The following is a 23,255-nucleotide window of genomic DNA, read 5'->3' as shown; positions in this document are numbered from 1 at the left end:
ATTCTGGCTCCTGACACTTGATGGAGCCAGTCATCTACAAAAACAAATCATTTAAAATCAAAATAATACTCATTTAAAATCAAAATACTATTACTCAAATTCAGGTATAAAAAAATAACTTGAAGTTAACCATCATTGAAACGATAATTATTCTCAATATCAGAATAATTATTGTTAAAATATGGTTATGGAAAAATTAGCACATTATCAACGTTGCTACACTAGCCTCCTGCAACAACAGATTCTTCCCGATCTATTCAATGATTCTGTCAAGATTAATTGCATCGATGGTCAACAGCTATCGGGAAGGTCATGCTATGGAAATTTGCTATCACAGCAAATTTTCCAGTTACACCCGACCAAATCCAGCCAATTTATTCTGAGGCAATAAGAAACCGAACAAGCTCACCTGCTGAATATCAGCGAGGTTTTTAGTTAATTGTGTTCAGTGATTTGTATTCAAAAAACACACTATTTCAGCATGGAGATTGACCTGCGTGACTCTAATTAAACCACCAAGCCTGAAACTGTCTACATTGAGTGTCGTCATTCTCGCGAGTTTATCTTCTGCGAATGCAGCAACAGTACATTCAACAGAGCATGCCGAAAAAGATAAATCATCCAAGGATACTTTGACTGTATATGCCACTGGCAACCAACGTGACAGTTTTGAAGCCCCCATGATGGTTACAGTCATTGAAGGCAATTCAGCCAACAATCAAGTTGCAGGCAATGCGAATGATTTACTGCGTAATATCCCTGGCATCAATATCTCTGGCACTGATCGTGCCAATGGGCAAGACATCAGTATGCGAGGGTACTCCCAAAAAGGCGTTTTGACTCTCGTTGATGGCATTCGACAAGGAACCGATACAGGGCATATCAATGGCGTATTCCTCGATCCTGCGCTGATCAAGCAGGTTGAAGTCGTTCGTGGCCCATCAGCGCTGTTATATGGTAGTGGCGCTCTGGGTGGTGTTATTGCCTATCAAACCGTAGATGCTGCTGATTTATTGGAAGAAGGTAAAAATAGCGGATTTCGCGTCTTTAGCCGTGCAGGAAGCGGTGACCATAGTTTGGGATTCGGAGGAACTACATTTGGTAAAACAGAGCAGCTTGATGGTTTAGTTGCATTTGGTACTCGTGATGTGGGTAATCTCCGCTACGGGAATGGCGTAAAAGACCAGAATGACGAAACTATTGGTAATCTATTGGCAAAAGGCTCTTGGCAGATCAATGACAGCCAAAAGCTTAGCGGCAATCTGCGTTATTACCGTAATGAAGCACATGAGCCTAAAAATCCCCAATCTCCAAGCAGCATTGAAAATCAACGAATAGATCGCACTACAGCACAGCGTGATGCTCAGCTGTCTTATCAATCAAACCCTGAGAAATACAGCTGGTTAAACGCTAGAGCAGATATTTATTATTCCGATATAAATATTAATAACAAAAGTAAAGACAAAGGTTTTGAAGGCCGTAAACAAGAAACTTATGGCGTAAAACTTGAAAACCGCTCTCATTTGAGAACCACTGCTTTTGCTGCACATCAATTTACCTATGGTGGTGAAGTCTACAAACAAAAACAAAAACCAAGTAGCAGTATTGTAGAAGGGTTTCCTAGCGCAGATATCCGCTTTGCATCTGGTTGGGTACAAGACGAAATGACTCTGCGTGATTTGCCTATCTCGTTTATAGCGGGTACACGTTACGACAATTACAAAGCCTCAAATAGCAAATATAACGATATCAAGGCCGACAAATGGTCATCAAAAGGTGCTATTAGTATTACCCCTACAGATTGGTCAATGCTATTTGTCTCCTATTCACAGGCATTTCGCGCCCCAAGCATGGGCGAGATCTATAACGATTCCCGACATTACCCTGGAAACTACTGGAAACCCAATCCAAACCTACGCCCTGAAAGTAATGAAACTCAGGAATATGGCTTCGGACTACGTTTCGATGATGTATTAACTAACAATGATGACCTGAAATTTAAGGCCAGTTACTTTGATACTAAGGCAAAAAATTACATCACATTTATCATAGGAAAAGGTTTCACACAATCAATCAACATTCCAAAATCCAAGATATGGGGTTGGGATGTTTCCATGACGTATGATTCTGATTGGTTCTCCTGGAATCTCGCTTATAACCATACGACTGGCAAAAACGAAGAAACTGGAGTATCTATAGGAGCCCTCAGCCCTGACACCCTAACCAGCACTTTGGACATTCCATTATCCACAACAGGTTTTTCCATAGGGTGGATTGGTAAATTTACTCAACATACCAAACTCAGAGGAATAAACGGTGATAGAAACGAACGTAATCAGAAGATCACCCAATACGCGGGTTATGGCGTCAATGACTTCTACGTCAGTTATCACGGTGATGGAACATTAAAAGGGTTAACTACCTCTGTCGTACTGGGTAACGCTTTTGATAAAGCCTATTACTCATCGCAAGGAGCGCCACAGAGTGGTCGTAATGCTAAATTGTTTGTCAGCTACCAGTGGTAGATAACAAACAGACCATTACCTTGGCTCTAAGACAACGTTATTTTTAAGATAAAGTTATTTTTAAGATAAAGTTATTTTTAAGACAAAGTTATTTTTAAACACCGTTTTTTAAGGAGTTAGCAACAGTGAATCAGTCACTTTATGAACGTTACCAACAAGCCAAAGCAGAAAACAAAGCTAAATACGCACGCGATCTGGCTGTTTACCTTAATGTCAGCGAAGGAGAGTTATTGCATAGCCGTGTCGGTATTGATGCCAAGCGTTTAAATATTGATGCTCCTACCCTGCTTCAGGAACTGGCAGCAGTTGGTGAAACCAAGGCGATTACCCGTAATGACTTCGCCGTCCATGAACAGGTTGGACGCTACGAAAATACGAAATTCAGCCCGCATGTAGGTTTGATTCTCAATCCACGTGAACTTGATCTGCGCTTGTTCTTCGACCACTGGAACAGCATTTTTTCTTTGGTTGAGACAGCCAAGAATGGTATGCGTCACAGCATTCAATTCTTTGATCGTCAAGGCGATGCGTTGCATAAAGTTTATACCACCAGTAATACCGACATGGCTGCATGGGATGCCCTGATCGAAAAATATCAGATCAGTGAAAACCCAGCGCTGGAGATTCAGCCGGAAGAAGTGCCTGAGCATATAGAAGTCACCGAACAACTAAAAGCCCAGCTAGATGAAGAGTGGCGTGCAATGACTGACGTTCATCAATTCTTCATCATGATGAAACGCCACAATCTTAACCGCCAGCAGATTTTCAATGCAGTTAAAGACGATTTAGCTTATCGTGTGGATAATTCAGCACTGACTCAAGTCATTGAAAATGTTCATAAAGATCAAAACGAAATTATGATCTTTGTTGGAAACCGTGGCTGTGTTCAGATTTTTACGGGTAAACTGGAACGCCTGATGCCTTATCAGGAAAAAAATTCTGCTCAGAAATGGCTCAACATTTTCAACCACAATTTCACTCTGCACCTGATTGAAAATGCCATTGCAGAAAGCTGGGTGACCCGCAAACCAACAGACTGTGGCTTCGTTACCAGCCTTGAGTTGTTTGATGCCAATGGCAATCAAATCGCACAGTTGTTCGGCCAACGTACTGAAGGCACTCCTGAACAAGCTCAATGGCGTGAACAAATTGTTATTTTGCCTAAACTGCAACCAGAACAGGAAACTTGTATAGTATGAAAAAATGGCTTCTAACATTTATGCTTGCCATCTCTTTCAATGTGTTCTCTGCTGAACGCATTGTTACAATTGGTGGCGATGTGTCTGAAATTGTTTTTGCACTTGGCGAAGGACAGCACGTTGTCGCAAGGGACAGTACCAGCCAAAATCCCAAAGCATTGCTCTCTCTACCCGATATCGGGTATATGAGGGTTCTGAATTCAGAAGGGATTTTATCTATGCGCCCATCACTGGTGATCACAAGTGAATCTGCTCAACCTTCTCTGGCACTCAAGCAAGTCGAAGATTCCGGTGTAAAAGTCATTAAAGTGACCAGTAAAACCTCGTTAGAAACCGTTCCTGAAAAAATCATGACCGTCGCCAAGGCGGTCAATCAGGAAAAACGTGGTGAAGCATTGATTGCCCAATATCAGCAACAGCTAGCTGATGTTGCTATGTCAGATATTCCCGCTAAAGTTGTTTTTGTCATGAGCCACGGAGGCATCATGCCAATGGCGGCTGGGCAACAAACAGCAGCAGATCAAATTATCCGCTCTATTGGTGCAAAAAATGCAATGCAAGGCTTCAAAGGATACCGTCCTTTATCCCAAGAAGGTGTTATTGCCAGCAAACCGGACTTACTACTGATCAGTACCGAAGGGCTAAAAACTTTGGGTGGTATGGATAAAGTTTGGCAACTTCCTGGATTGAACTTCACACCAGCAGGAAAGAAAAAACAGGTCGTTGTTGTTGATGAAATGGGTCTACTTGGATTTAGTCTGCAAACACCTGCTGTGATGAAACAAGTCCGTGATGTTGCGGAGAAAGTGCAATGAGTCGTTCTCAATCCCCCAGTCTAGGTTTGATAATGCTAGGTTTATTGTTGTTTTTTCTAGCAATTAGCTCAGCAAATATGGGGGCATTGCCACTTTCCTTTAAAACATTGTGGGAATCCTCTTTGAATGACCCACAGTGGCAGATTTGGTTGAACATTCGGTTACCACGTATTTTGCTGGCGATCCTCGTTGGAGGCGCACTGGCTATATCTGGTGCCGTGATGCAAGGGTTATTCCGTAATCCTCTGGCTGATCCCGGATTATTAGGGATCAGCAGTGGTGCGGCACTTACCGTCGCAATGGTTATTGTTCTGCCTTTCACCCTACCTGCCAGCATTGCGTTATACGGACATATTATCGCAGCCTTTGTCGGCAGTTTATTGGTGTCAACCCTGATATTTATTCTTAACAAATATAATCATGGTAATCTGTCAAAGCTACTGCTTGCAGGCATTGCCATCAATGCACTATGTATGTCATTTATTGGCGTATTGAGCTATATCAGTAACGACCAACAATTACGTCAGTTTTCCATTTGGATGATGGGTTCACTCAGTCAAATAGAGTGGCCAACTCTGGCTATTGCTGCATCACTTATTATTCCTATTTGCCTGTTGGCATTCAGCCAGTCACGGAAGCTCAATTTGTTGCAACTGGGAGATGAAGAAGCGCACTATTTAGGCATTAATGTCCAACGTACCAAATATCAATTATTGCTGTTGAGTGCCTTATTGGTCGGATGTGCAGTCGCTTTAACCGGTGTCATTGGTTTCATTGGGTTAGTTATCCCACATCTTGCCCGACTACGGTTTGGAGGTGACCATACTTGGTTACTGCCGATATCAGCTCTGGGCGGTGCATGTCTTTTGTTAACAGCTGATACATTAGCCAGAACGTTAGTTTCTCCTGCGGAAATGCCAGTAGGCCTTATCACTGGTTTGATCGGCGCCCCTTATTTTTTATGGCTTATTCTTAAGCCATCAGGAGGCCGTTTATCATGAAACCGATCATGTCAGTTAATTTACTTGAAGCCCAAAATTTAAATTATTTTATTGGGCAGCGTCAAATAATCAAAGATGTTTCTCTTTCTATGCGTCAAGGGGAAGTTGTAGCAATTATTGGCCCAAATGGAGCGGGAAAATCAACATTATTGCGCCTGTTAACTGGCTATATCCCTCCCAGTTCAGGAGATTGTTTATTAAAAGGTATTCCTATTTCCCGCTGGCCAACCCAACAACTGGCTCGCATTCGTGCAGTCATGAGGCAATATAGTTCCCTATCTTTCCCTTTTAGTGTAGAGGAAGTCATCGCCATGGGACGTGTTCCCCATGAAAGTGCACACAAGAGAATTGCCATTGATGAAGCTATTGCATTAACAGAATGTGAAGAACTGAGAAACAGGAATTATCAGCAGTTATCTGGAGGGGAGCAACAACGAGTTCAATTAGCAAGAGTTTTGGCTCAACTTTGGCATCCTGAACCTACTGAATCTTGTCTATTTTTGGATGAACCCACTTCAGCACTGGATCTTTATCACCAGCAACATACTCTGCGATTGGTTCATCGCCTGACACGACAACAGCCTATTGCTGTCTGCTGTGTACTGCATGATTTGAATCTCGCAGCACTTTATGCCGATAAAATTATTTTATTGCATAAAGGACGATTAGTTGCATCCGGCATTCCACAAGATGTATTGCGTGACGATATTCTTAAACAATGGTACCAAGCTGATTTAGGTGTTACACAACATCCTGAAACTCACCAGCCACAAATCTATCTCCGGCAATAAAGACTGTGGTTTATCCTCGCTGGTAATAATTTGAAATCTACTGAGTAGATAGCGATAAGATAAAAAAAATTTTAAAATAGCTTACACAATAACGTAACTAATTATTTATCTTTATATTTTTAGCAAAAACCCACCTATGTGGGAGGTAAACATGTTAGAAAATGTTATCAACGATATTGTGCGCTACATTTACTCGAATATTTAAAAAGCATTTATATTTCGGAACCGCATTTATAATAAGTGTCACTCTTTATGGTCAACCCTATCGTTGACCATTTTTTGCATTTTATTGAACGCTCTTCAATTATTTCAGCTCATTTGTCAACCAGTGGTTAAACTGCCGCAATTCTGCATCCAAAGTGGGATATTGTTCACTGATTTGCTGAACCATTTTCCCAACCGTTTCTGGCTGATACTGCACTCCGATTAATTTTTCAGACAACATTTCAAGCGGAGCAGGTTCCAAACTGTCAGTGAACATTTGGCAACGGCTAATCGCACCGTGTTCAACATCAACATGCAGTTCAACTCCACCCCAACGAAATCGTGTATCCAATACATGACTGAATGCAGGAGCCTGACCAAAGTTCCATTCCCAACTGCTCTGTTTAGCAAAAATATCACTAAAACCGGGTAAATCAGGCAAAGTCTGTGGTGAAATAACTTCTGCTTTGGCTGCCTCACCGAAGTATTCAAAAAATGCGTCGATAATCCCCTTACAAACTGTTTCATGTGTGATATCTGGCAACAACTCAGTTAAATTCGTTACTCTGGAGCGAACAGAAGTGATACCTTTCGCCTGTAATTTTTTAGGGTCTGGATTAAGATAATCAGCAAGTCGATTTAAGTCTGCATCAATCAACAAGGTTCCATGATGAAAGCCTCTCTCTTTAGTTTCCTTATATGCAGAGCCAGAAATTTTACGCTCCCCTTCAGGAGAAGATAAAACCAAATCATTGCGACCAGAAGCTATTGCATGAATTCCTGATTTTTTCAAACCTTCAAGAATGATTTGTGTAGAAATAGTTTTATCATATTCGGGTTTACCTGCCATAAAAGTAAAACATGTATTGCCCAAATCATGGAAAACCGCGCCACCCCCACTGCTACGCCGAGCCAGTTTAATTCCATCTTGCTCCATTTTTCGAGTATTACACTCTTTCCATGGATTCTGCGCACGTCCAACCACAACAGTATTAGCATTACGCCATAAAAACAAAACGCGCTGATTTGGAGGCATCTGTCGAAAAATACATTCTTCAACAGCAAGGTTAAACCAGGGATCATGAGAATCTGAAAGCAACAGGCGTAATGAGGACATTTTTGACTCCGGCAGAAAAACAGAGCCTTAAGATATCATAAAGCACTGCCGGAATAATGAGATGAAAATGAAATCACATTCTACGGGCTTGCCAAAAAACACGACGCCAATACACATTATCAAGAGAAGAACGTATTACACCTTTACTTGTGGATGCGTGAATGAATTCATTGTTAGTATCATAAATACCCACATGCAACCCACTTTTTCCACTACCCGTTTTGAAAAACACAAGATCCCCTGGCATCAGGTCATTTTTGCTGATCCGTGTACCCAATTTGGTTTGTTCGCTTGTTGTCCGGGGCAGCTGGATATTAAAGCGGTCATAAAAAGTCCGGTAAACAAAGCCAGAACAATCAACACCATGCCTATCTATGCCACCGTAGCGATATGGCGTATGATGCCATTGCTCAAGTTGATCTCTTAACTGAACGATGACCATTATCGGATCAGAGAGAGCCGCCTTCAACGGAAGCGAACTGGACTTGGATACAGGATTAGTGCAGCCCATTAGAAAGAAACCAAATAATAAGCATAAATACCTTACTCTTATTACCATCCGCTTTCCCTCAGCCATTACATAGGAGCGATAAACTTTATCGAGCGAAAAATAAAAAAACAAGCACCTCTGTTAGAGCTTTGCCTAACATGTCATTTTTTATCGATCACTCTTTAATTGCTTTGTTTCCGGCCTGCTAATTAACCAAACACCCAATAAGATGAAAAAAATGCCCAATGTCTTTAACAGTGAGATGGTTTCATTGAACCAAGGCAATAAAACCGCCATTAAATAAACAAAAACATAACTCAAGCTGATAATAGGGTACGCTTTATTCAATGGCAGGTATTTCAACGCGAAAAACCAACATAACATGGATAGCGCATAACCCGCCAATCCGGCCATAATCAGCAATAGAGGATTATGATTTGCCCAAAGCCAGTCAATTTCCAGCCAATGCGTTGACAACGAAAATTCTGGTAGGTGGGAAACTCCCCATTTCAATAGCAATTGGGCTACAGTGATTAACAAGGCACTTGCTATTCCCCAAAGGTAACCCTTCATTGGCTCAAGCTCATCAATAAAATCCCTAACATAATTGCTAAAACCCCCATCCAGTGCTTTAGCCCCACTTTTTCCTGATACAAAAATTGCCCAATCAAAGTCACTATTACAAAATTTATACTAAGCATAGGGTAAGCAATACTCAGTGGCAAAAATTGCAATAATCGCAACCAAAATATCATCCCTATACTCAATAAAAGAATGGCGCTGAGCAGCCATATCGCCATAAATACCCCTTTATAAGGGGGATCTTTTTTCTGCCAACAGGTCACTGCCTGTTTCTGGCATAATTGTCCTGTGCAGGTTAGTAAACTAACCAAAATCAATAAGGTTATATTGCTGCTCATGGCTGTTTCTTATAAATCACAAGCGCAAATCTATGGTTACGACGCACAAAATCCGGCTCCGGTAATTCAGGCAATTTACCTTTTGAAGATAAGAGAAAAACGATAGCAACTTGACCTTCTTTCCGTGCTTTTGCCAACCATGCAGGAAATCTCTCCCCTGTAATATATCGATATTGGCTATCAGGATAATCAAGTCCATATTTTAGTTCCCCTTGACGATCATACATGTAAATATCACTGCGTTTTAACTCCCACGCAATCGACGACCCAACTCCAACAGATTGAGTCAAAATATATTTACTGTCAGCCAACTCTTTTTTATTTTGTTGAATAAAATGCTGGGGGAGCTTGGAATTTATCGTCTTGTCCGGCAATGCACTGCCTATAGATAAGCTGATCATAATTGAACAGGCAGCAGCCCATAGCCAATATTTACCATCGCGAATGAAGCATAAATAACCAAATCCTCCCCAAATGCCAAAGGCAATAATTCCTATCATCCACTTCAACCATTCATCAGGCTGATAAATTGAAGAAATATTCAAGGTTTTCATAGCAAAAAGTACCAAAATGGCAAGCAATCCGATGAAGACATTCACCAGTCCATTTATTTTCAACGCTTTCATATTGCCATTTTTGACACAATCGACACTATATTTTGCCATCATCAGTGCTAAAGGGCCGATGAAGGGCAATATATAAGTTGGCAGTTTTCCTTTTGCAATACTGAAAAAGACAAATGGAACAACAAACCAACAAAACAGGAAAAACATTTCTGGATGACTTTTTTTCTCTTTCCAACTTTTGATTAAAGCACCAGGCAGTAAGCCTAACCACGGGATTATCCCTAAAATTAATATCGGTAAGTAATACCAAATAGGTGCAATATGCTGAGCTTCCTCAGAAGCAAAACGCTGTATATGTTCTACCCAAAAGAAATAATGCCAGTAATCCGGTTCACGCAGAGCAATCGCAATTACCCACGGCAGACTAATCAAAATAGCGGAAATCACGGCAAGAGACCCAAAACGAACCATTTCCCAAAAGCGATTCTGGTATATCGTGATGGGTATCATAGCAATCACGGGTAGCGCCAAAGCCAGAAATCCTTTTGTCATAAAAGCCATCCCACAGGTTAACCCTAGAACAGACCATGCCAGAATACGTTCTTTGGTCGTAACCGCCTTAAGCGCCCAATAACAGCTCACAATTCCCGCTGTCACCCACAAAGAAAACATAGGGTCAAGAACACTATAAGTACCAATGGACAAAACAATAAACATGGAAATGTAAATCAGGCTGGAAACAAAAGCAGTCTGGCGACATTTCCACATCATCATTGCCAAACGATAGAGAAGAAATGCACTGATTAGGGTACTGAACACAGAGCCAAAACGAACAGCAAAATTATTGTGACCAAAAATCCATTGGCTGATGTTGTTGATCCAATATCCTGCTACTGGTTTTTCAAAATAACGAATATCCAGAAAATAAGGGACCATCCAATCCCCACGTTGCAGCATTTCTCGGCTAATTTCAGCATACCGAGTTTCATCCGGCTGCCATAACAGACGACTATCCAGAGGCAATAAGTAAGTAAGAATTAAAAAAAGAGCCATCAAAACGGCTCCTGCTTTACTCACCCAAGTGTTTAACATATTTGTGTTATACCTCTTGTTGGCAGCCTAACCAGCCTTCACGACCAAAAAAATTCGAACGAACAATTTTCCCAATAGGAAGAGAATCTCTGTTTGCTGGTAACAAATGACTTAATTTGCAGAATTGAATTTCCTGTCGGTGAAGCATATTCAACAATGTTTGAAACTGTAAAGACTTCGACATGCCTTCGACTTCGGTATGAATCGTATAAACAGGCACCCCATAATCATTTTTAATGGCATCAAGGATGAAGTGATTAAAATTTGCATCGCTGACTAATGTTCCAACAACTTCATCATAGGTAGGTAATGTGACAGGGATTTGTACAGTTCCCACACTTCCATCGGGCAAGAGTGGCCTGAATGGATGTGTACCCCGACAATCACTGTTGTAATCGAAACCAAAACGTTGTTTAACAGCCAGCACACGTTCATCTGCTCGCCACCCTGCAACAGCAGAACATATAACGGTTTTCCCTGTTACCTTTTCTAGTGCATCAACTCCCAATTTCACTTGTTCAGCTAATTCATTCTCCGACCAACGCTCTACTTTTGCCTGCCAACCTTGATGATCCCATGCATGCAAACCAATTTCATGACCTGCATCCACTGTTTGTTTCATCAAATACCCCAGATCTTTCGCGATTTTTTTCCCCGGCCAAGCTGTACCAGCCAGCAAAATATCCAGACCATAGAGAGAAGCTGCATTTGATCTCAGCATTTTCCAGAGAAACTTAGGACGCAACAGACGCCATAAATGGCGCCCCATATTGTCTGGACCAACACTGAAGAAAAAGCTGGCTTGAATATGGTGCTTTTGTAAAATCTCAAGCAATCGGGGTACACCTTCCTTAGTGCCTTGATAAGTATCCACATCAATCCTTAAACCAACTTTCTTCATGAAGTTATCTCTCTTCCTAAACCTTCACTTGCTTTTTAGTTTTTCCCTTTGGATTCTTCAACTGCTCCACGAAGAAAGAAGTCCAATGTTTCATCAATGGTTTGCTTCATATTAATGGTGGGTTTCCAACCTATCAGACGCTCTGCATTTTTAATGCTGGGTTTACGGTGTTCAACATCCTGATAACCTTGCCCATAATAGCTGCTACTTTCGATTTTCTTGAATCCAGCAAATGGAGGGAAATGCCCTCGCAACTCGTGTTTCTCAAAGCTATCCAACAGCATTACAGCCAGTTGACGAATGCTTGCTTCATTTGTTGGATTACCGATATTAATTATTTGACTGTCACATAACCCATTCTGGTTTTCAATGATCCTGAACAGTGCCTCAATACCATCATTAATATCAGTGAAACAACGTTTTTGCTCACCGCCATCGACCAATTTAATCGGGGAACCTTCCACCAAGTTCAAAATCAATTGAGTAATAGCTCTTGAACTACCAATACGCGCTGAATTCAAGCTATCCAGCCTCGGCCCCATCCAGTTAAATGGACGAAATAAGGTAAATTTCAAACCTTCTTTTTCGCCATATGCCCAAATAACTCTATCAAGTAATTGTTTAGAAACGGAATAGATCCAACGCTGTTTATTTATAGGCCCGACAATCAGACGCGAAGTGTCTTCATCAAACTCCTTGTCATCACACATACCGTAAACTTCAGATGTCGATGGGAAAATAATCCGTTTATTGTATTTCGCACAATAACGAACAATTTTAAGATTTTCTTCAAAATCTAACTCAAAGACCCGCAAAGGATTACGGGTATATTCAATCGGAGTCGCAATTGCCACCAATGGAAGGATGACATCACATTTTTTGATGTGATATTCAATCCATTCAGTATGAATGCTGACATCTCCCTCAATGAAGTGAAAATGAGGATTACCAAGGAATCGCCCAATGGCAGAAGAACCAATATCCATCCCGTAAATGTCATAATTTCCATCATGCAACAACCGTTCAGTCAGGTGATTACCGATAAATCCATTGACTCCCAAAATAAGCACGCGTTTGCGGCGACTGACTTGAGTTGTTGCCTTCGGGCCAACATGGCCTCCTGCCACAATGCCCATTTCAAGCACTAATTGGTTACCTTGAACATAAAGCCCTGATTCACCTTGTCCGCTAATGATTTCCAACGCGCCATCACCACAAGCAATAACAAATGGGTCAGTAGAAATTATGGTTCCAGGGCGTTTATCATGGGCTTGATTAAGTGGTCGTGAACGCCAAATTGTAATTTTACGTTCGCCCAAAAAAGTAAATGCGCCTGGGTAGGGTTCTGTTACAGCCCTCACTAAGTTATTAATCTCTTTGGCAGACTTATTCCATATTATTTCACCATCGTTTGCTGTGCGACGGCCAAAATAAGTTGCCTGACTTTCGTCCTGTGGAATTGATGGATAATGATCTGATTTTATTTGAGGCAGAATATTATTCAATAACTCAACTGTTGCTTCGCGTATTTTTCCATGTACTGCCAGAGAAGTATCATTTTCATCAATTTGTACAGGCTGTTGCGCGATAATATCTCCCGCATCCGCCCTCTCCAGCATTTTATGTAATGTTACACCTGTTTCGGTCTCTCCATTGAGTACTGCCCAGTTAACTGGAGCACGACCTCGATATTTCGGCAACAAAGAGCCATGAAGATTAAATGCACCTTTTTCAGCCAGTGATAAAATTTCCTGACTAAGCATGTTGCGATAATAAAAAGAGAAGATAACATCCGGCTTCATTTCACGAATGCGCTCAACCCAAAGTGGATGATTGACATTTTCTGGCGCAAATACTGGTAAGCTAAAATCAGCACCGACGTGTGCAACAGAAGAAAAAAAGTGATTTTCATTTGGATCATCGGTGTGAGTAAATACAGCCTGAATATCAAAGCCAGCTTTTACTAAAGCACTGAGTCCGACACAACCAATATCGTGATAGGCAAAAATAACTGCTTTCATTAGCTTTCTTCCTGATTATCATTGGTCTTTTTAACTCCGACCACTTTTTGAATAAAATAACGTGGGCGAGCACGAACATCGTTATATATCCGCCCAATGTATTCACCCAATAACCCCATTGCGACGAACTGTGCTCCGATGAACATGAAAAGAATAGCAAACAGGGTAAATACTCCTTCCGCAGCCCACATGGAGCCAAATATAAGACGTAAAGCAATCAATAACACTGCCAACAGAAAACCCATTATGGCAATGATACTTCCCACGACACTCAATAACCGCAATGGTGCAGTTGTTAAGCACGTCAGAAGGTCATACATCAGATTGATCAAGTTCATAAAACTGTACTTGGAGTCCCCAAATTCACGCTCTGCATGGGCTACTTCAATTTCTACTGTTTTGCGTGCAAAAGTGTTAGCAAGAATAGGAATAAACGTACTGCGCTCATGGCATTGAAGCATCGCCTGCACGATGTGACGTCGATAAGCGCGCAACATGCAACCATAATCCCCCATCGAACGCCCCGTCGCCTTGGTTATCATCGCATTGATCATTTTGGAAGCGGTTTTACGGAACCAAGAATCCTGACGATTAGCCCGACGAGTCCCCACAACGTCATATCCCTCTTCTGCTGTTTTAATTAAACGAGGAATTTCTTCTGGCGGATTTTGCAAATCAGCATCAAGTGTAATAATCAGATCACCAGAAGCTTGATGGAAACCTGCCATAATTGCTGAATGTTGCCCATAATTACGATTAAGTAAGATGGTAATTACATGATTTTCCGGAGATTCAGCCGCTTGAGTTAAAATTTCAGCAGAGCTATCACGACTGCCATCGTCGACCAAGATTAATTCGTATTTCTGTTCTAATTTTTGGCACACAGCAAGCGTTCTTTCTAACAACTGGGGCAAACTTTCTTCTTCGTTGTAAACAGGAATAACGACCGAAACTTTTTTGATCTTTTTAAATGTCACTTACTTATGCTCCGCAAGAATTTTAGTCATCGCATTTACGACACGATCCACATCATCATTGTTCATATCTGGGAAAAGTGGTAATGAACAAAGTGTTGACGAATTCCACTCTGACATTGGCAGGGAAAGTTGTGGATAACGCTCACGATAATATTTCTGTGTGTGTGCAGCCCTAAAATGCAGCCCTGTACCAACATTTCTGTCTTTTAGATGTGCCATGAAAGTATCACGGTCAATACCACAAATATTTTTATCAACACGCACCATAAAAAGATGATGGGAATGCAAATGCTGATATTCGGGAACTTTCAGCATTTGCAAAGATGAATCAACAAGAGCAGCAGAATACCGAGCAACCAACTCCCGACGACGTTCATTCATTGATGCCAGTTTGCCTAGTTGCACAATCGCCACTGCCGCATGAATATCTGATAGATTATATTTAAAACTTGGCTCAATAACTTCTGCTTGGGGTTTTCTACCCTGAATTTGTCTATCAAACGCGTCAACAGCTAACCCATGAAATTTTAAACAACGGATCTTTTGGGCAAGTTCATCATCATCTGTAACAAACATGCCACCTTCGGCACAGGTCATATTTTTGATCGCATGGAAAGAAAAGATTGCTGTCCCCTGTTCTCCGATCCATTTATTTTTATAGCAGGTACCGACAGCATGAGCCGCATCTTCAATCAGGGGAACCTTAGCTTCTTGGGCAACAACGCGAAGAGCGTCAAGATCGCAAGGCGCTCCCGCATAATGGACAGGAATAATAGCTTTGGTTTTTGGTGTTATCGCTTGTTTGATTGTTTCTGCACTGACCATCAATGTATCACGGTCAACATCAACCATGACGGGTTCAGCGCCCAACAAACAAATCATATTAATAGTGGAAACCCAAGTTTGGGAAGGTGTAATAATTTCATCACCAGGGCCTATGCCTAACGCCAACAAAGCCAAATGCATTCCCGCAGTAGCGGAACATAGAGCAATAGCATGTTTGCATCCAAACATCAGAGAAAAATCTTGCTCTAACCGATGGTTTTGTGGGCCTGTAGTAATCCAACCTGAGTGTAAAACTTTCTCGATTGCTTCTATCTCCTCACTGCCAATCGCAGGACGAGAAAATGGCAAAAAACTATCCATAACCGCCTTATGCCTTATTATATCCAAAATTGTATTTTAGTTAGCCAATTCTAACTGGTTATTTCTTAATAAAACATCAACGGAAAACAACTTTGGACCAACTAGACACCAAAAGCAGATAGCAGGTAATGATTATGGTGGATTTCACTTGTGGAAATTATACGTGGTTGACCCTCCATAATTTATAGCTGACATTTTTGATATGTCCAATATTCGCTTCAAAAATTTCTGATAAATTACGTTCTGTCATTACATTCTGTGGCATACCTGATGCCAACAGTTTTCCATGCGAAAGCAGCCATACATCTGTAGCCTGTTCATACGTGTGGTCAAGATCATGGCTACTCAATAATACCGTTCCCCCCAATGCACAAAATCTTTTAGTGAGCTTATCTAAAATCGCTTTCTGGGTGATATCAAGGTTATTGGTTGGCTCATCAAGTAAGAGTAAATTCCCATCAGGATTCAGATCCGGCCATATTTGCAAAAAAGTGCCTGCTAATCTGACACGCTGCCACTCTCCACCAGAGAGTTGACCAATTGATGAAGAAAGCAATGGGAGGAGTTTCATTTGCTGGCAAAGTTCATGTAACACATTTTCACTCTGGGCCAATGGAGCGGATTCAGGGCGAAACATATCTAAATACTGGAAAACAGGCATAACAGGAATAGAAGCAGATTGAGAAAGCCAGGCGCGATGCTTTGCCAACTCGTGCTGGCGGTAATCCTGCAAATTCCGACTATTCAAACGAATATTGCCACTATAGGATAACATTCCCGCAATCGCTGAAAGCAATGTGCTCTTCCCTGAACCATTTAACCCAACCAAATGAATTTGTTTTCCTCTCGTAACAGATTCGGACAATGATCTCAATCTGTTGTCGACAGTAATATTGTCCAGTTCCAAAATCGGCTGACCACTCATGTTACTATCCTTATCTTATTGTCCACATTAACAGGCAGAATGGTATTTCTTAATAGTGACGTGTTCTTAATAAAAGCCATATAAAAATGGGTGAGCCTAAGGTTACAGTGACAACCCCAATAGGTACTTCTGCATGAGATAATGATAGGCGGGAAACTAAATCTGCCAACAATAAACCACTGCCTCCTGCCAATACACTGGCCGGAAGCAATGCCTTATGATCAGTCAAGCCAATCAATCTTAAGATATGAGGAATAACCAAGCCGATAAAACTGATCGTTCCCGCGAGAGCAACACTCAAACCAACTAATAATCCAATCACCGAGACAAATAAATTACGCCATTTGTGGTGAGATATCCCCAGTTGCCGAGCCTGTAATTCCCCAAGAGAGAGATAATTCAAAATATTGCCTTTGCTGCTTAACCATAAAATAGCGGGAAGCAATGCAATAACCAACCACTTTTGGCGCCAATCAATACCACTGAAACTTCCCATCATCCAATACATCAATTGCCGGAGATCCAAACTTGTACTGAAATAGACCATCCATGTCATCAAGGCACCAAAGATCACGCCAAAAGCAACTCCAATCAATAACAGACGGGTATTGGTCACTTGATGTTTTCTGGAAAATCCCAATAAAATGGCAGTCATGAAAAGCGCCCCAAATATCGCTCCAATACTTAATAACCACAATGGAGCAATACCATGAAAGATGAGTATTAAAAATACCACTACAACACCAGCGCCATTACTGATCCCAAGCAATCCCGGCTCCGCCAACGGATTCTCAAACAAAGCCTGCATAATTGCCCCTGATAAGGCCAAACTCGCACCAATCACCATCACCGTAATCGCTCTGGGCAACCTCAACTGCCAAATGAACAACTGGGCAGGTTCTGATAACCATTGATCAGGCCAAAACCAGATTTCACCTGCACATAATGACAAAATGAATAGAATAACGAATAAAACAGACAAAATAGCCATCACTTGATGGTTACGTTTTTTGTGATAAGTGATTAACTCATAAACTGAGCGTATGTGATGTGAGGCCATTTAGAAAATATGTACCCTTCCTATTAAGCACAATGAGATATAAAAGATAAGAAAAAGGCCGCAAATGCGACCTTTTTATATATTTATTCTTTGGGTAACGCTTTTTCCACCCGGTTTTTTAGCTTTTGACCTGGACGAAAAGTGACAACACGGCGAGCCGTAATCGGAATATCTTCGCCCGTTTTGGGATTACGGCCTGGGCGTTGATTTTTATCCCGCAAATCAAAATTTCCAAAACCAGATAACTTTACTTGTTCCCCATTCTCTAAAGAACGACGCACTTCTTCAAAGAATATTTCTACCAGATCTTTAGCGTCACGTTTGCTAATACCCAGTTTCTCAAATAGATTTTCAGACATTTCAGCTTTAGTAAGCGCCATAAGTTCAGTTCCTCAAGGATGCTTGGAATCGCTGTGCTAATGCAGCTACGCATTGTTTGCTAATACTCAGTTTCTCAAATAGATTTTCAGACATTTCAGCTTCAATAAGCACCATAAGTTCAATCTCTCAAGGATGCTTGGAATCGCTGTGCTAATGCAGCTACACATTTATTGATGGCCGCTGAAATTTCTTCTTCTTCCAGTGTACGTGATGTATCCTGCAAGATTAAGCTTATTGCAAGGCTCTTGTAGCCTTCTGCGACCCCTTTACCACAATATACATCAAATAAGTTTATGCCAACTATATGATTTACGCCAATTTTCTTACATTCAGCCAGAATATCTTCTGCGGCTACATTTTCAGGCACAACTATAGCTATATCACGGCGGTTAGATGGGAAGCGAGAAACCTCCTTCATCTCAGGAATCATGCGATCTACCAGACTACCCCATAATAACTCGAATACTACAGTACGACTATTTAAATCAAGTTTACGCTCCAATTCTGGATGAACAACACCAATATAGCCAATGTAACGATTTTCCAGATAAATCCCAGCACTTTGTCCAGGATGCAAAGCAGGATGTTCTTCTGCCTTGAAGGAAATTGCAGATAGTTTACCAGTCATTTCTAAAACAGATTCTAAATCGCCCTTCAAATCAAAGAAATCAACTGTTTGTTTTTCAATCGACCAGTGCTCTTCAAAACGGTTTCCTGCAATAACACCACCGAGCATCAATTCCTGACGAACCCCGTGTTCCGCCTTGTCATCTGGCACAAAACGCAATCCTGTTTCAAATAAGCGAACGCGATTTTGCTGACGATTTTGGTTATAGGCGACCGTGGTCAGTAACCCTGTCAGTAAAGACAAGCGCATCGCAGACATATCCGCCGAAATCGGATTAGGTAAAATTAACGCTTTTTCCTGTGGGTGGAGATATTGCTGAACCTTAGGATCAACGAAACTATAAGTAATCGCTTCTTGATAGCCTTTGTCCACCAACATTGCTTTAACCCGCTTCAGTGGCAAATCAGCTTCACGATGTGAAGTCATAATCAGATCTGCACGCACTGGCACATCAGGGATGTTGTTATAACCATAAATACGGGCAACCTCTTCAACCAAATCTTCTTCGATCTGCATATCAAAACGCCAGCTAGGTGCAACAACTTGCCAGCTATCATTCTGGACAGTTACTTGACAACCTAAACGCGTCAGGATATCTGTTACCTGCTCATCAGCGACATGATGACCAATCAAGCGATCCAATTTATTGCGATTAAGAGTAATCATTGCTGGTTTTGGTAAGTGAGATTCGCTAGTAACATCAACGACTTCTCCTGCTTCTCCACCGCAGATGTCGATTAACAATTGAGTGGCATATTCTATCGCTTTATGTTGAAGCTGTGGGTCAACACCACGTTCAAAACGATGAGAAGCATCGGTATGCAAACCATAACGACGGGCACGACCGGTAATTGCCAGCGGTGCAAAAAACGCACTTTCCAGCATAATATGCTGAGTTTCCGTGTTAACACCAGAATGCTCCCCACCGAAAATCCCCGCCATAGCAACTGGTTGTTTTTCATCAGAAATAACAAGTGTTTCAGCAGAAAGTTCTATTTCATTGCCATCTAGCAGAGTGAGTTTTTCATCTTGCTCAGCCAAGCGAACAATAATTGAACCATTCAAACGATCCAAATCGAACGCATGCAATGGCTGACCTAATTCGAGCAAGACATAGTTGGTGATATCAACAATCGGATCAATGGAACGAATGCCACCACGACGCAATTTTTCACGCATCCACAATGGAGTGGTCGCCTTGACGTTCACATTCTTAATCACACGCCCTAAATAACGTGGGCAGGCTTCAGGAGCATCAACGCGAATAGGGAATGTCGCATCTGTAGTTGGTTGAACCGCTTCTATTTTCGGCTCTGCCATCATGGACAATTTATTGATGACCGCAACGTCACGGGCAACACCCATGATGCTCAGACAATCAGCACGGTTTGGTGTAATGCTGATTTCAATCGCGTTATCATCTAATTTCATGTAATCACGCAGATCAACACCAATCGGAGCATCTGTCGGCAGTTCAATGATGCCATCCTGATCGTTGGCAATGCCTAGTTCTGAAAATGAACACAGCATTCCTTCTGACGGCTCTCCACGCAATTTAGCTGGCTTAATTTTAAAGTCACCCGGTAGCACAGCTCCGATAGTAGCGACAGCAACACGAAGCCCTTGTCGGCAATTTGGTGCTCCACAAACAATATCCAACAGACGTTCGCCACCGACATTAACTTTTGTGACACGCAATTTATCTGCGTTTGGGTGTTGTCCACACTCAACAACTTCACCAACAAATACACCGTGGAATTGACCTGCCACTTTTTCAACACCATCAACTTCCAAACCAGCCATGGTGATTTGATCAGACAATGCGTCACTACTAATGGCAGGGTTTGCCCACTCGCGTAACCAGAGTTCACTGAATTTCATGAGATTATACCCGCCTTATTTAAATTGTTTGAGAAAACGCAAATCATTTTCGAAGAATGCACGCAAATCTGTAACACTGTAACGGAGCATGGTCAAACGCTCCATTCCCATGCCAAAAGCAAAACCAGAATAGACTTCAGGATCAATACCAACATTGCGCAATACGTTAGGATGAACCATGCCGCAACCCAATACTTCCAACCACTTACCATTTTTACCCATCACGTCAACTTCTGCGGAAGGTTCTGTAAATGGAAAATAAGAAGGGCGAAAACGCACCTGCATATCTTCTTCAAAGAAGTTATTCAAAAAGTCATGCAGTGTACCTTTCAGATTGGTAAAACTGATATTTTTATCAACGATCAATCCTTCTATCTGATGGAACATTGGAGTATGTGTCTGATCATAATCATTGCGATATACACGTCCCGGCGCAATGATGCGGATCGGTGGCTGACGCTCTTTCATGGTGCGAATCTGTACTCCAGAAGTCTGGGTACGCAGCAAACGCGTCGCATCAAACCAGAAAGTATCGTGATCAGCACGCGCAGGATGATGTGCCGGAATGTTCAGAGCATCAAAATTATGATAGTCATCTTCGATTTCAGGGCCTGATTCAACAGAGAAACCTAGCTCACCAAAGAAAGTCTCAATACGTTCAATCGTGCGGGTAACAGGATGTAAGCCACCATTTTCCATACGACGGCCAGGCAATGAAACATCAATTTTTTCTGCAACCAAGCGCTCATTCAGAATAGCAGCTTCCAGCATTGCCTTACGCGCATTCAATACTTCTTGAACTTCTTGTTTCGCCTGATTAATAACAGCCCCTGCCGCTGGACGCTCCTCGGCTGGTAAGTCACGCAGCGATGACATCTGGAGCGTTAAATGGCCTTTTTTTCCCAGGTATTCAACTCTTACCAGATCCAACGCGGCAACATCCTGGGCCTCTTCTACGGCTGCTTTTGCCTTTGCAACCAGCTCAGTAAGATGTGACATCGCTTTCCTCTTCCTTTGGCCAGATGGCCCATTAGTTGTTAAACTATGACCTTTCATTATCAATTAATGAGGCCATAAAAATAAAAAAGCCTCCACACTGGAGGCTCAAGCGCTATTTTTCATTTCTTTTCTTACGCGCAAAGCCCCCTGATATCAGGCGCTAAAGTAAAAAAAGAAACGAAAAAAGGCTAACTTCATCATTTTGTTCTTTCTCCTGTATCCTTTTTGCTCTCACTAATTGTGATCAAATCACAATATTATCTAATCATATATACTATCTGATCACATATATTTTTCGAACAATATATATTTTTCAATCAATAGTAAGCCACATTTTGGAAAAAAGTAAAAGAGGGAGCAAGCTCCCTCTTCTAACCTGACTTATGCCAGAGCGCCCTTCGCTTTTTCAACCAAAGCAGCGAATGCCACTTTGTCAAATACAGCGATGTCAGCCAGAATCTTACGGTCGATTTCAATCGAAGCCTTTTTCAGGCCGTTGATGAAACGGCTGTAAGACATGCCGTTCTGACGTGCAGCAGCGTTGATACGTGCAATCCACAATTGACGGAACTGACGCTTACGCTGACGGCGGTCACGATAAGCGTACTGACCAGCTTTGATAACAGCCTGGAAAGCAACACGATAAACGCGCGAACGAGCACCGTAGTAACCTTTCGCTTGTTTCAAAATTTTCTTGTGACGTGCACGGGCAATAACACCACGTTTTACGCGAGCCATATACTTCTCCTATCGTCTCTAAATTCTAATCTAAAAAATTTGCTTATGCGTATGGCAGACAAGCAACAACCAGGCCCAGATCACCTTTGGAGACCATGCCTTTTGGACGTAAATGACGTTTACGCTTAGTTGATTTTTTAGTCAGAATGTGACGAAGGTTAGCGTGCTTACGCTTGAAACCGCCACTTGCGGTTTTTTTGAAGCGTTTAGCTGCGCCGCGTACTGTTTTAATCTTTGGCATTTTAATTTCCACTTCGCATTGTTGATTACAACGAACTAGTAAGGCGAATAAACTCCAACCAAAATTAGCTGGAGCTCATTACTTGTTTGCCTGACTATTTCTTCTTAGGAGCGAGCACCATGATCATCTGGCGGCCTTCAACCTTCGTTGGGAAGGATTCGACCATAGCCAGTTCACTCAGATCGTCACGGATGCGGTTAAGCATTTCGATACCAATCTGCTGGTGTGCCATTTCACGCCCACGGAAACGCAGGGTGATTTTAGCTTTATCGCCATCTTCCAGAAAACGAATCAGGTTGCGTAGTTTGACCTGATAGTCGCCTTCATCTGTACCAGGACGGAATTTAATTTCCTTAACCTGAATAACCTTTTGTTTCTTTTTCTGTTCTTTGACTGACTTACTCTTCTCATAGAGGAACTTGCCGTAATCCATAATACGACAAACCGGCGGTTCGGCATTTGGGCTGATTTCAACTAAATCAACACCAGCTTCCTCAGCTTTCTCAAGAGCTTCTCTCAGATTGACAATACCAATCTGCTCGCCATCTAATCCAGTTAAACGAACTTCAGAGGCGCGAATCTCTTCATTAATGCGATTTGGGCGCGCCGGTTGAATTCTTTTTCCGCCTTTAATACC

Annotated in this window: 23 protein-coding genes and 1 other annotated feature; of the genes, 5 read left to right on the top strand and 18 right to left on the bottom strand. The window is 41.8% G+C overall.

Translation table 11 applies throughout. The features are described from left to right. Positions 1-497 precede the first annotated feature (497 nt). From BM135_RS02525 to BM135_RS02505, 5 genes are all read left to right on the top strand, one after another. A complete protein-coding gene (locus BM135_RS02525) occupies positions 498-2,525 on the top strand; it encodes a TonB-dependent hemoglobin/transferrin/lactoferrin family receptor (RefSeq protein WP_092517480.1) in 2,028 nt (675 codons plus the stop codon). A gap of 125 nt (positions 2,526-2,650) precedes the next feature. Beyond that, complete coding sequence (locus tag BM135_RS02520; protein ID WP_092517478.1) at positions 2,651-3,724, top strand: hemin-degrading factor; 1,074 nt, start codon at positions 2,651-2,653, stop codon at positions 3,722-3,724. Beyond that, positions 3,721-4,539 carry a heme/hemin ABC transporter substrate-binding protein gene (locus BM135_RS02515; protein ID WP_092517474.1) on the top strand — a complete coding sequence of 273 codons (819 nt, stop codon included), beginning with the start codon at positions 3,721-3,723 and terminating at the stop codon, positions 4,537-4,539. The genes BM135_RS02520 and BM135_RS02515 overlap by 4 nt, the downstream gene beginning before the upstream one ends. Next, on the top strand, positions 4,536-5,540 hold the full coding sequence (locus BM135_RS02510; protein WP_092517471.1) for a FecCD family ABC transporter permease: 1,005 nt from the start codon (positions 4,536-4,538) through the stop codon (positions 5,538-5,540). Before BM135_RS02515 ends, BM135_RS02510 begins: the two co-directional genes overlap by 4 nt. Beyond that, on the top strand, positions 5,537-6,331 hold the full coding sequence (locus tag BM135_RS02505; RefSeq protein WP_092517469.1) for a heme ABC transporter ATP-binding protein: 795 nt from the start codon (positions 5,537-5,539) through the stop codon (positions 6,329-6,331). The genes BM135_RS02510 and BM135_RS02505 overlap by 4 nt, the downstream gene beginning before the upstream one ends. Before the next feature lie 304 nt (positions 6,332-6,635). On the opposite strand, the gene lplA is transcribed toward BM135_RS02505, so the two are convergent. From lplA to infC, 18 genes are all read right to left on the bottom strand, one after another. Beyond that, positions 6,636-7,652, bottom strand: coding sequence for a lipoate--protein ligase (gene lplA, locus BM135_RS02500; protein ID WP_092517465.1), 1,017 nt, complete (start codon positions 7,650-7,652; stop codon positions 6,636-6,638). 73 nt (positions 7,653-7,725) lie between these two features. Next, positions 7,726-8,211, bottom strand: coding sequence for a C40 family peptidase (locus BM135_RS02495; RefSeq protein ID WP_092517463.1), 486 nt, complete (start codon positions 8,209-8,211; stop codon positions 7,726-7,728). Positions 8,212-8,310: 99 nt separating this feature from the next. Then, complete coding sequence (gene arnF / locus BM135_RS02490; RefSeq protein WP_092517461.1) at positions 8,311-8,715, bottom strand: 4-amino-4-deoxy-L-arabinose-phosphoundecaprenol flippase subunit ArnF; 405 nt, start codon at positions 8,713-8,715, stop codon at positions 8,311-8,313. Further along, a complete protein-coding gene (gene arnE / locus BM135_RS02485) occupies positions 8,712-9,062 on the bottom strand; it encodes a 4-amino-4-deoxy-L-arabinose-phosphoundecaprenol flippase subunit ArnE (RefSeq protein WP_092517459.1) in 351 nt (116 codons plus the stop codon). The genes arnF and arnE overlap by 4 nt, the downstream gene beginning before the upstream one ends. Then, the gene (gene arnT / locus BM135_RS02480; RefSeq protein WP_092517457.1) at positions 9,059-10,720 is read right to left on the bottom strand and encodes a lipid IV(A) 4-amino-4-deoxy-L-arabinosyltransferase; all 1,662 of its coding nucleotides are present in this window, start codon (positions 10,718-10,720) and stop codon (positions 9,059-9,061) included. Before arnT ends, arnE begins: the two co-directional genes overlap by 4 nt. Before the next feature lie 7 nt (positions 10,721-10,727). Beyond that, on the bottom strand, positions 10,728-11,621 hold the full coding sequence (gene arnD, locus BM135_RS02475; RefSeq protein WP_092517456.1) for a 4-deoxy-4-formamido-L-arabinose-phosphoundecaprenol deformylase: 894 nt from the start codon (positions 11,619-11,621) through the stop codon (positions 10,728-10,730). 35 nt (positions 11,622-11,656) lie between these two features. Continuing rightward, a complete protein-coding gene (gene arnA, locus BM135_RS02470; protein WP_092517454.1) occupies positions 11,657-13,642 on the bottom strand; it encodes a bifunctional UDP-4-amino-4-deoxy-L-arabinose formyltransferase/UDP-glucuronic acid oxidase ArnA in 1,986 nt (661 codons plus the stop codon). Next, positions 13,642-14,619 carry an undecaprenyl-phosphate 4-deoxy-4-formamido-L-arabinose transferase gene (gene arnC / locus BM135_RS02465; protein ID WP_092517452.1) on the bottom strand — a complete coding sequence of 326 codons (978 nt, stop codon included), beginning with the start codon at positions 14,617-14,619 and terminating at the stop codon, positions 13,642-13,644. Before arnC ends, arnA begins: the two co-directional genes overlap by 1 nt. After that, on the bottom strand, positions 14,620-15,765 hold the full coding sequence (arnB, locus tag BM135_RS02460; RefSeq protein ID WP_092517450.1) for a UDP-4-amino-4-deoxy-L-arabinose aminotransferase: 1,146 nt from the start codon (positions 15,763-15,765) through the stop codon (positions 14,620-14,622). A 157-nt stretch (positions 15,766-15,922) separates the two neighbouring features. Next, positions 15,923-16,690, bottom strand: a complete 768-nt coding sequence (gene btuD, locus BM135_RS02455) for a vitamin B12 ABC transporter ATP-binding protein BtuD (RefSeq protein WP_092517448.1) — start codon at positions 16,688-16,690, stop codon at positions 15,923-15,925. A 49-nt stretch (positions 16,691-16,739) separates the two neighbouring features. Further along, the gene (gene btuC, locus BM135_RS02450; protein ID WP_092517446.1) at positions 16,740-17,750 is read right to left on the bottom strand and encodes a vitamin B12 ABC transporter permease BtuC; all 1,011 of its coding nucleotides are present in this window, start codon (positions 17,748-17,750) and stop codon (positions 16,740-16,742) included. Between the two features lie 83 nt (positions 17,751-17,833). Further along, a complete protein-coding gene (ihfA, locus tag BM135_RS02445) occupies positions 17,834-18,130 on the bottom strand; it encodes an integration host factor subunit alpha (protein WP_010847339.1) in 297 nt (98 codons plus the stop codon). Positions 18,131-18,249: 119 nt separating this feature from the next. Beyond that, complete coding sequence (gene pheT, locus BM135_RS02440; RefSeq protein ID WP_092517444.1) at positions 18,250-20,640, bottom strand: phenylalanine--tRNA ligase subunit beta; 2,391 nt, start codon at positions 20,638-20,640, stop codon at positions 18,250-18,252. 15 nt (positions 20,641-20,655) lie between these two features. Beyond that, positions 20,656-21,639, bottom strand: coding sequence for a phenylalanine--tRNA ligase subunit alpha (gene pheS, locus BM135_RS02435; protein WP_092517442.1), 984 nt, complete (start codon positions 21,637-21,639; stop codon positions 20,656-20,658). A 79-nt stretch (positions 21,640-21,718) separates the two neighbouring features. Continuing rightward, positions 21,719-21,843 (bottom strand) — a sequence feature (Phe leader region). Further along, entirely contained in the window at positions 21,793-21,837 is a 45-nt protein-coding gene (gene pheM, locus BM135_RS17865; protein WP_198688755.1) for a pheST operon leader peptide PheM, read from the bottom strand. It overlaps the preceding feature by 45 nt. Before the next feature lie 177 nt (positions 21,844-22,020). Then, complete coding sequence (gene rplT / locus BM135_RS02430) at positions 22,021-22,377, bottom strand: 50S ribosomal protein L20 (RefSeq protein WP_010847342.1); 357 nt, start codon at positions 22,375-22,377, stop codon at positions 22,021-22,023. Positions 22,378-22,420: 43 nt separating this feature from the next. Then, a complete protein-coding gene (rpmI, locus tag BM135_RS02425; RefSeq protein ID WP_006118955.1) occupies positions 22,421-22,618 on the bottom strand; it encodes a 50S ribosomal protein L35 in 198 nt (65 codons plus the stop codon). A 94-nt stretch (positions 22,619-22,712) separates the two neighbouring features. Then, positions 22,713-23,252 carry a translation initiation factor IF-3 gene (gene infC, locus BM135_RS02420; protein ID WP_092517440.1) on the bottom strand — a complete coding sequence of 180 codons (540 nt, stop codon included), beginning with the start codon at positions 23,250-23,252 and terminating at the stop codon, positions 22,713-22,715. Positions 23,253-23,255 lie beyond the last annotated feature (3 nt).

Origin of the sequence: Xenorhabdus japonica, from assembly GCF_900115195.1 — a bacterium.
Taxonomy (GTDB): domain Bacteria; phylum Pseudomonadota; class Gammaproteobacteria; order Enterobacterales; family Enterobacteriaceae; genus Xenorhabdus; species Xenorhabdus japonica.
This window is presented reverse-complemented; position numbering and strand designations above follow the sequence as displayed.

Excerpts from the sequence above, each read along its gene's own strand:
- BM135_RS02505 (WP_092517469.1), top strand. The coding sequence starts at position 5,537 with ATGAAACCGATCATGTCAGTTAATTTACTTGAAGCCCAAAATTTAAAT.
- arnD (WP_092517456.1), bottom strand. The coding sequence starts at position 11,621 with ATGAAGAAAGTTGGTTTAAGGATTGATGTGGATACTTATCAAGGCACT.
- rplT (WP_010847342.1), bottom strand. The coding sequence starts at position 22,377 with ATGGCTCGCGTAAAACGTGGTGTTATTGCCCGTGCACGTCACAAGAAA.
- btuD (WP_092517448.1), bottom strand. The coding sequence starts at position 16,690 with ATGAGTGGTCAGCCGATTTTGGAACTGGACAATATTACTGTCGACAAC.
- ihfA (WP_010847339.1), bottom strand. The coding sequence starts at position 18,130 with ATGGCGCTTACTAAAGCTGAAATGTCTGAAAATCTATTTGAGAAACTG.
- arnF (WP_092517461.1), bottom strand. The coding sequence starts at position 8,715 with ATGAAGGGTTACCTTTGGGGAATAGCAAGTGCCTTGTTAATCACTGTA.
- btuC (WP_092517446.1), bottom strand. The coding sequence starts at position 17,750 with ATGGCCTCACATCACATACGCTCAGTTTATGAGTTAATCACTTATCAC.
- arnB (WP_092517450.1), bottom strand. The coding sequence starts at position 15,765 with ATGGATAGTTTTTTGCCATTTTCTCGTCCTGCGATTGGCAGTGAGGAG.
- pheS (WP_092517442.1), bottom strand. The coding sequence starts at position 21,639 with ATGTCACATCTTACTGAGCTGGTTGCAAAGGCAAAAGCAGCCGTAGAA.
- BM135_RS02510 (WP_092517471.1), top strand. The coding sequence starts at position 4,536 with ATGAGTCGTTCTCAATCCCCCAGTCTAGGTTTGATAATGCTAGGTTTA.
- pheT (WP_092517444.1), bottom strand. The coding sequence starts at position 20,640 with ATGAAATTCAGTGAACTCTGGTTACGCGAGTGGGCAAACCCTGCCATT.
- BM135_RS02515 (WP_092517474.1), top strand. The coding sequence starts at position 3,721 with ATGAAAAAATGGCTTCTAACATTTATGCTTGCCATCTCTTTCAATGTG.
- arnA (WP_092517454.1), bottom strand. The coding sequence starts at position 13,642 with ATGAAAGCAGTTATTTTTGCCTATCACGATATTGGTTGTGTCGGACTC.
- arnT (WP_092517457.1), bottom strand. The coding sequence starts at position 10,720 with ATGTTAAACACTTGGGTGAGTAAAGCAGGAGCCGTTTTGATGGCTCTT.
- lplA (WP_092517465.1), bottom strand. The coding sequence starts at position 7,652 with ATGTCCTCATTACGCCTGTTGCTTTCAGATTCTCATGATCCCTGGTTT.
- BM135_RS02495 (WP_092517463.1), bottom strand. The coding sequence starts at position 8,211 with ATGGTAATAAGAGTAAGGTATTTATGCTTATTATTTGGTTTCTTTCTA.
- rpmI (WP_006118955.1), bottom strand. The coding sequence starts at position 22,618 with ATGCCAAAGATTAAAACAGTACGCGGCGCAGCTAAACGCTTCAAAAAA.
- arnE (WP_092517459.1), bottom strand. The coding sequence starts at position 9,062 with ATGAGCAGCAATATAACCTTATTGATTTTGGTTAGTTTACTAACCTGC.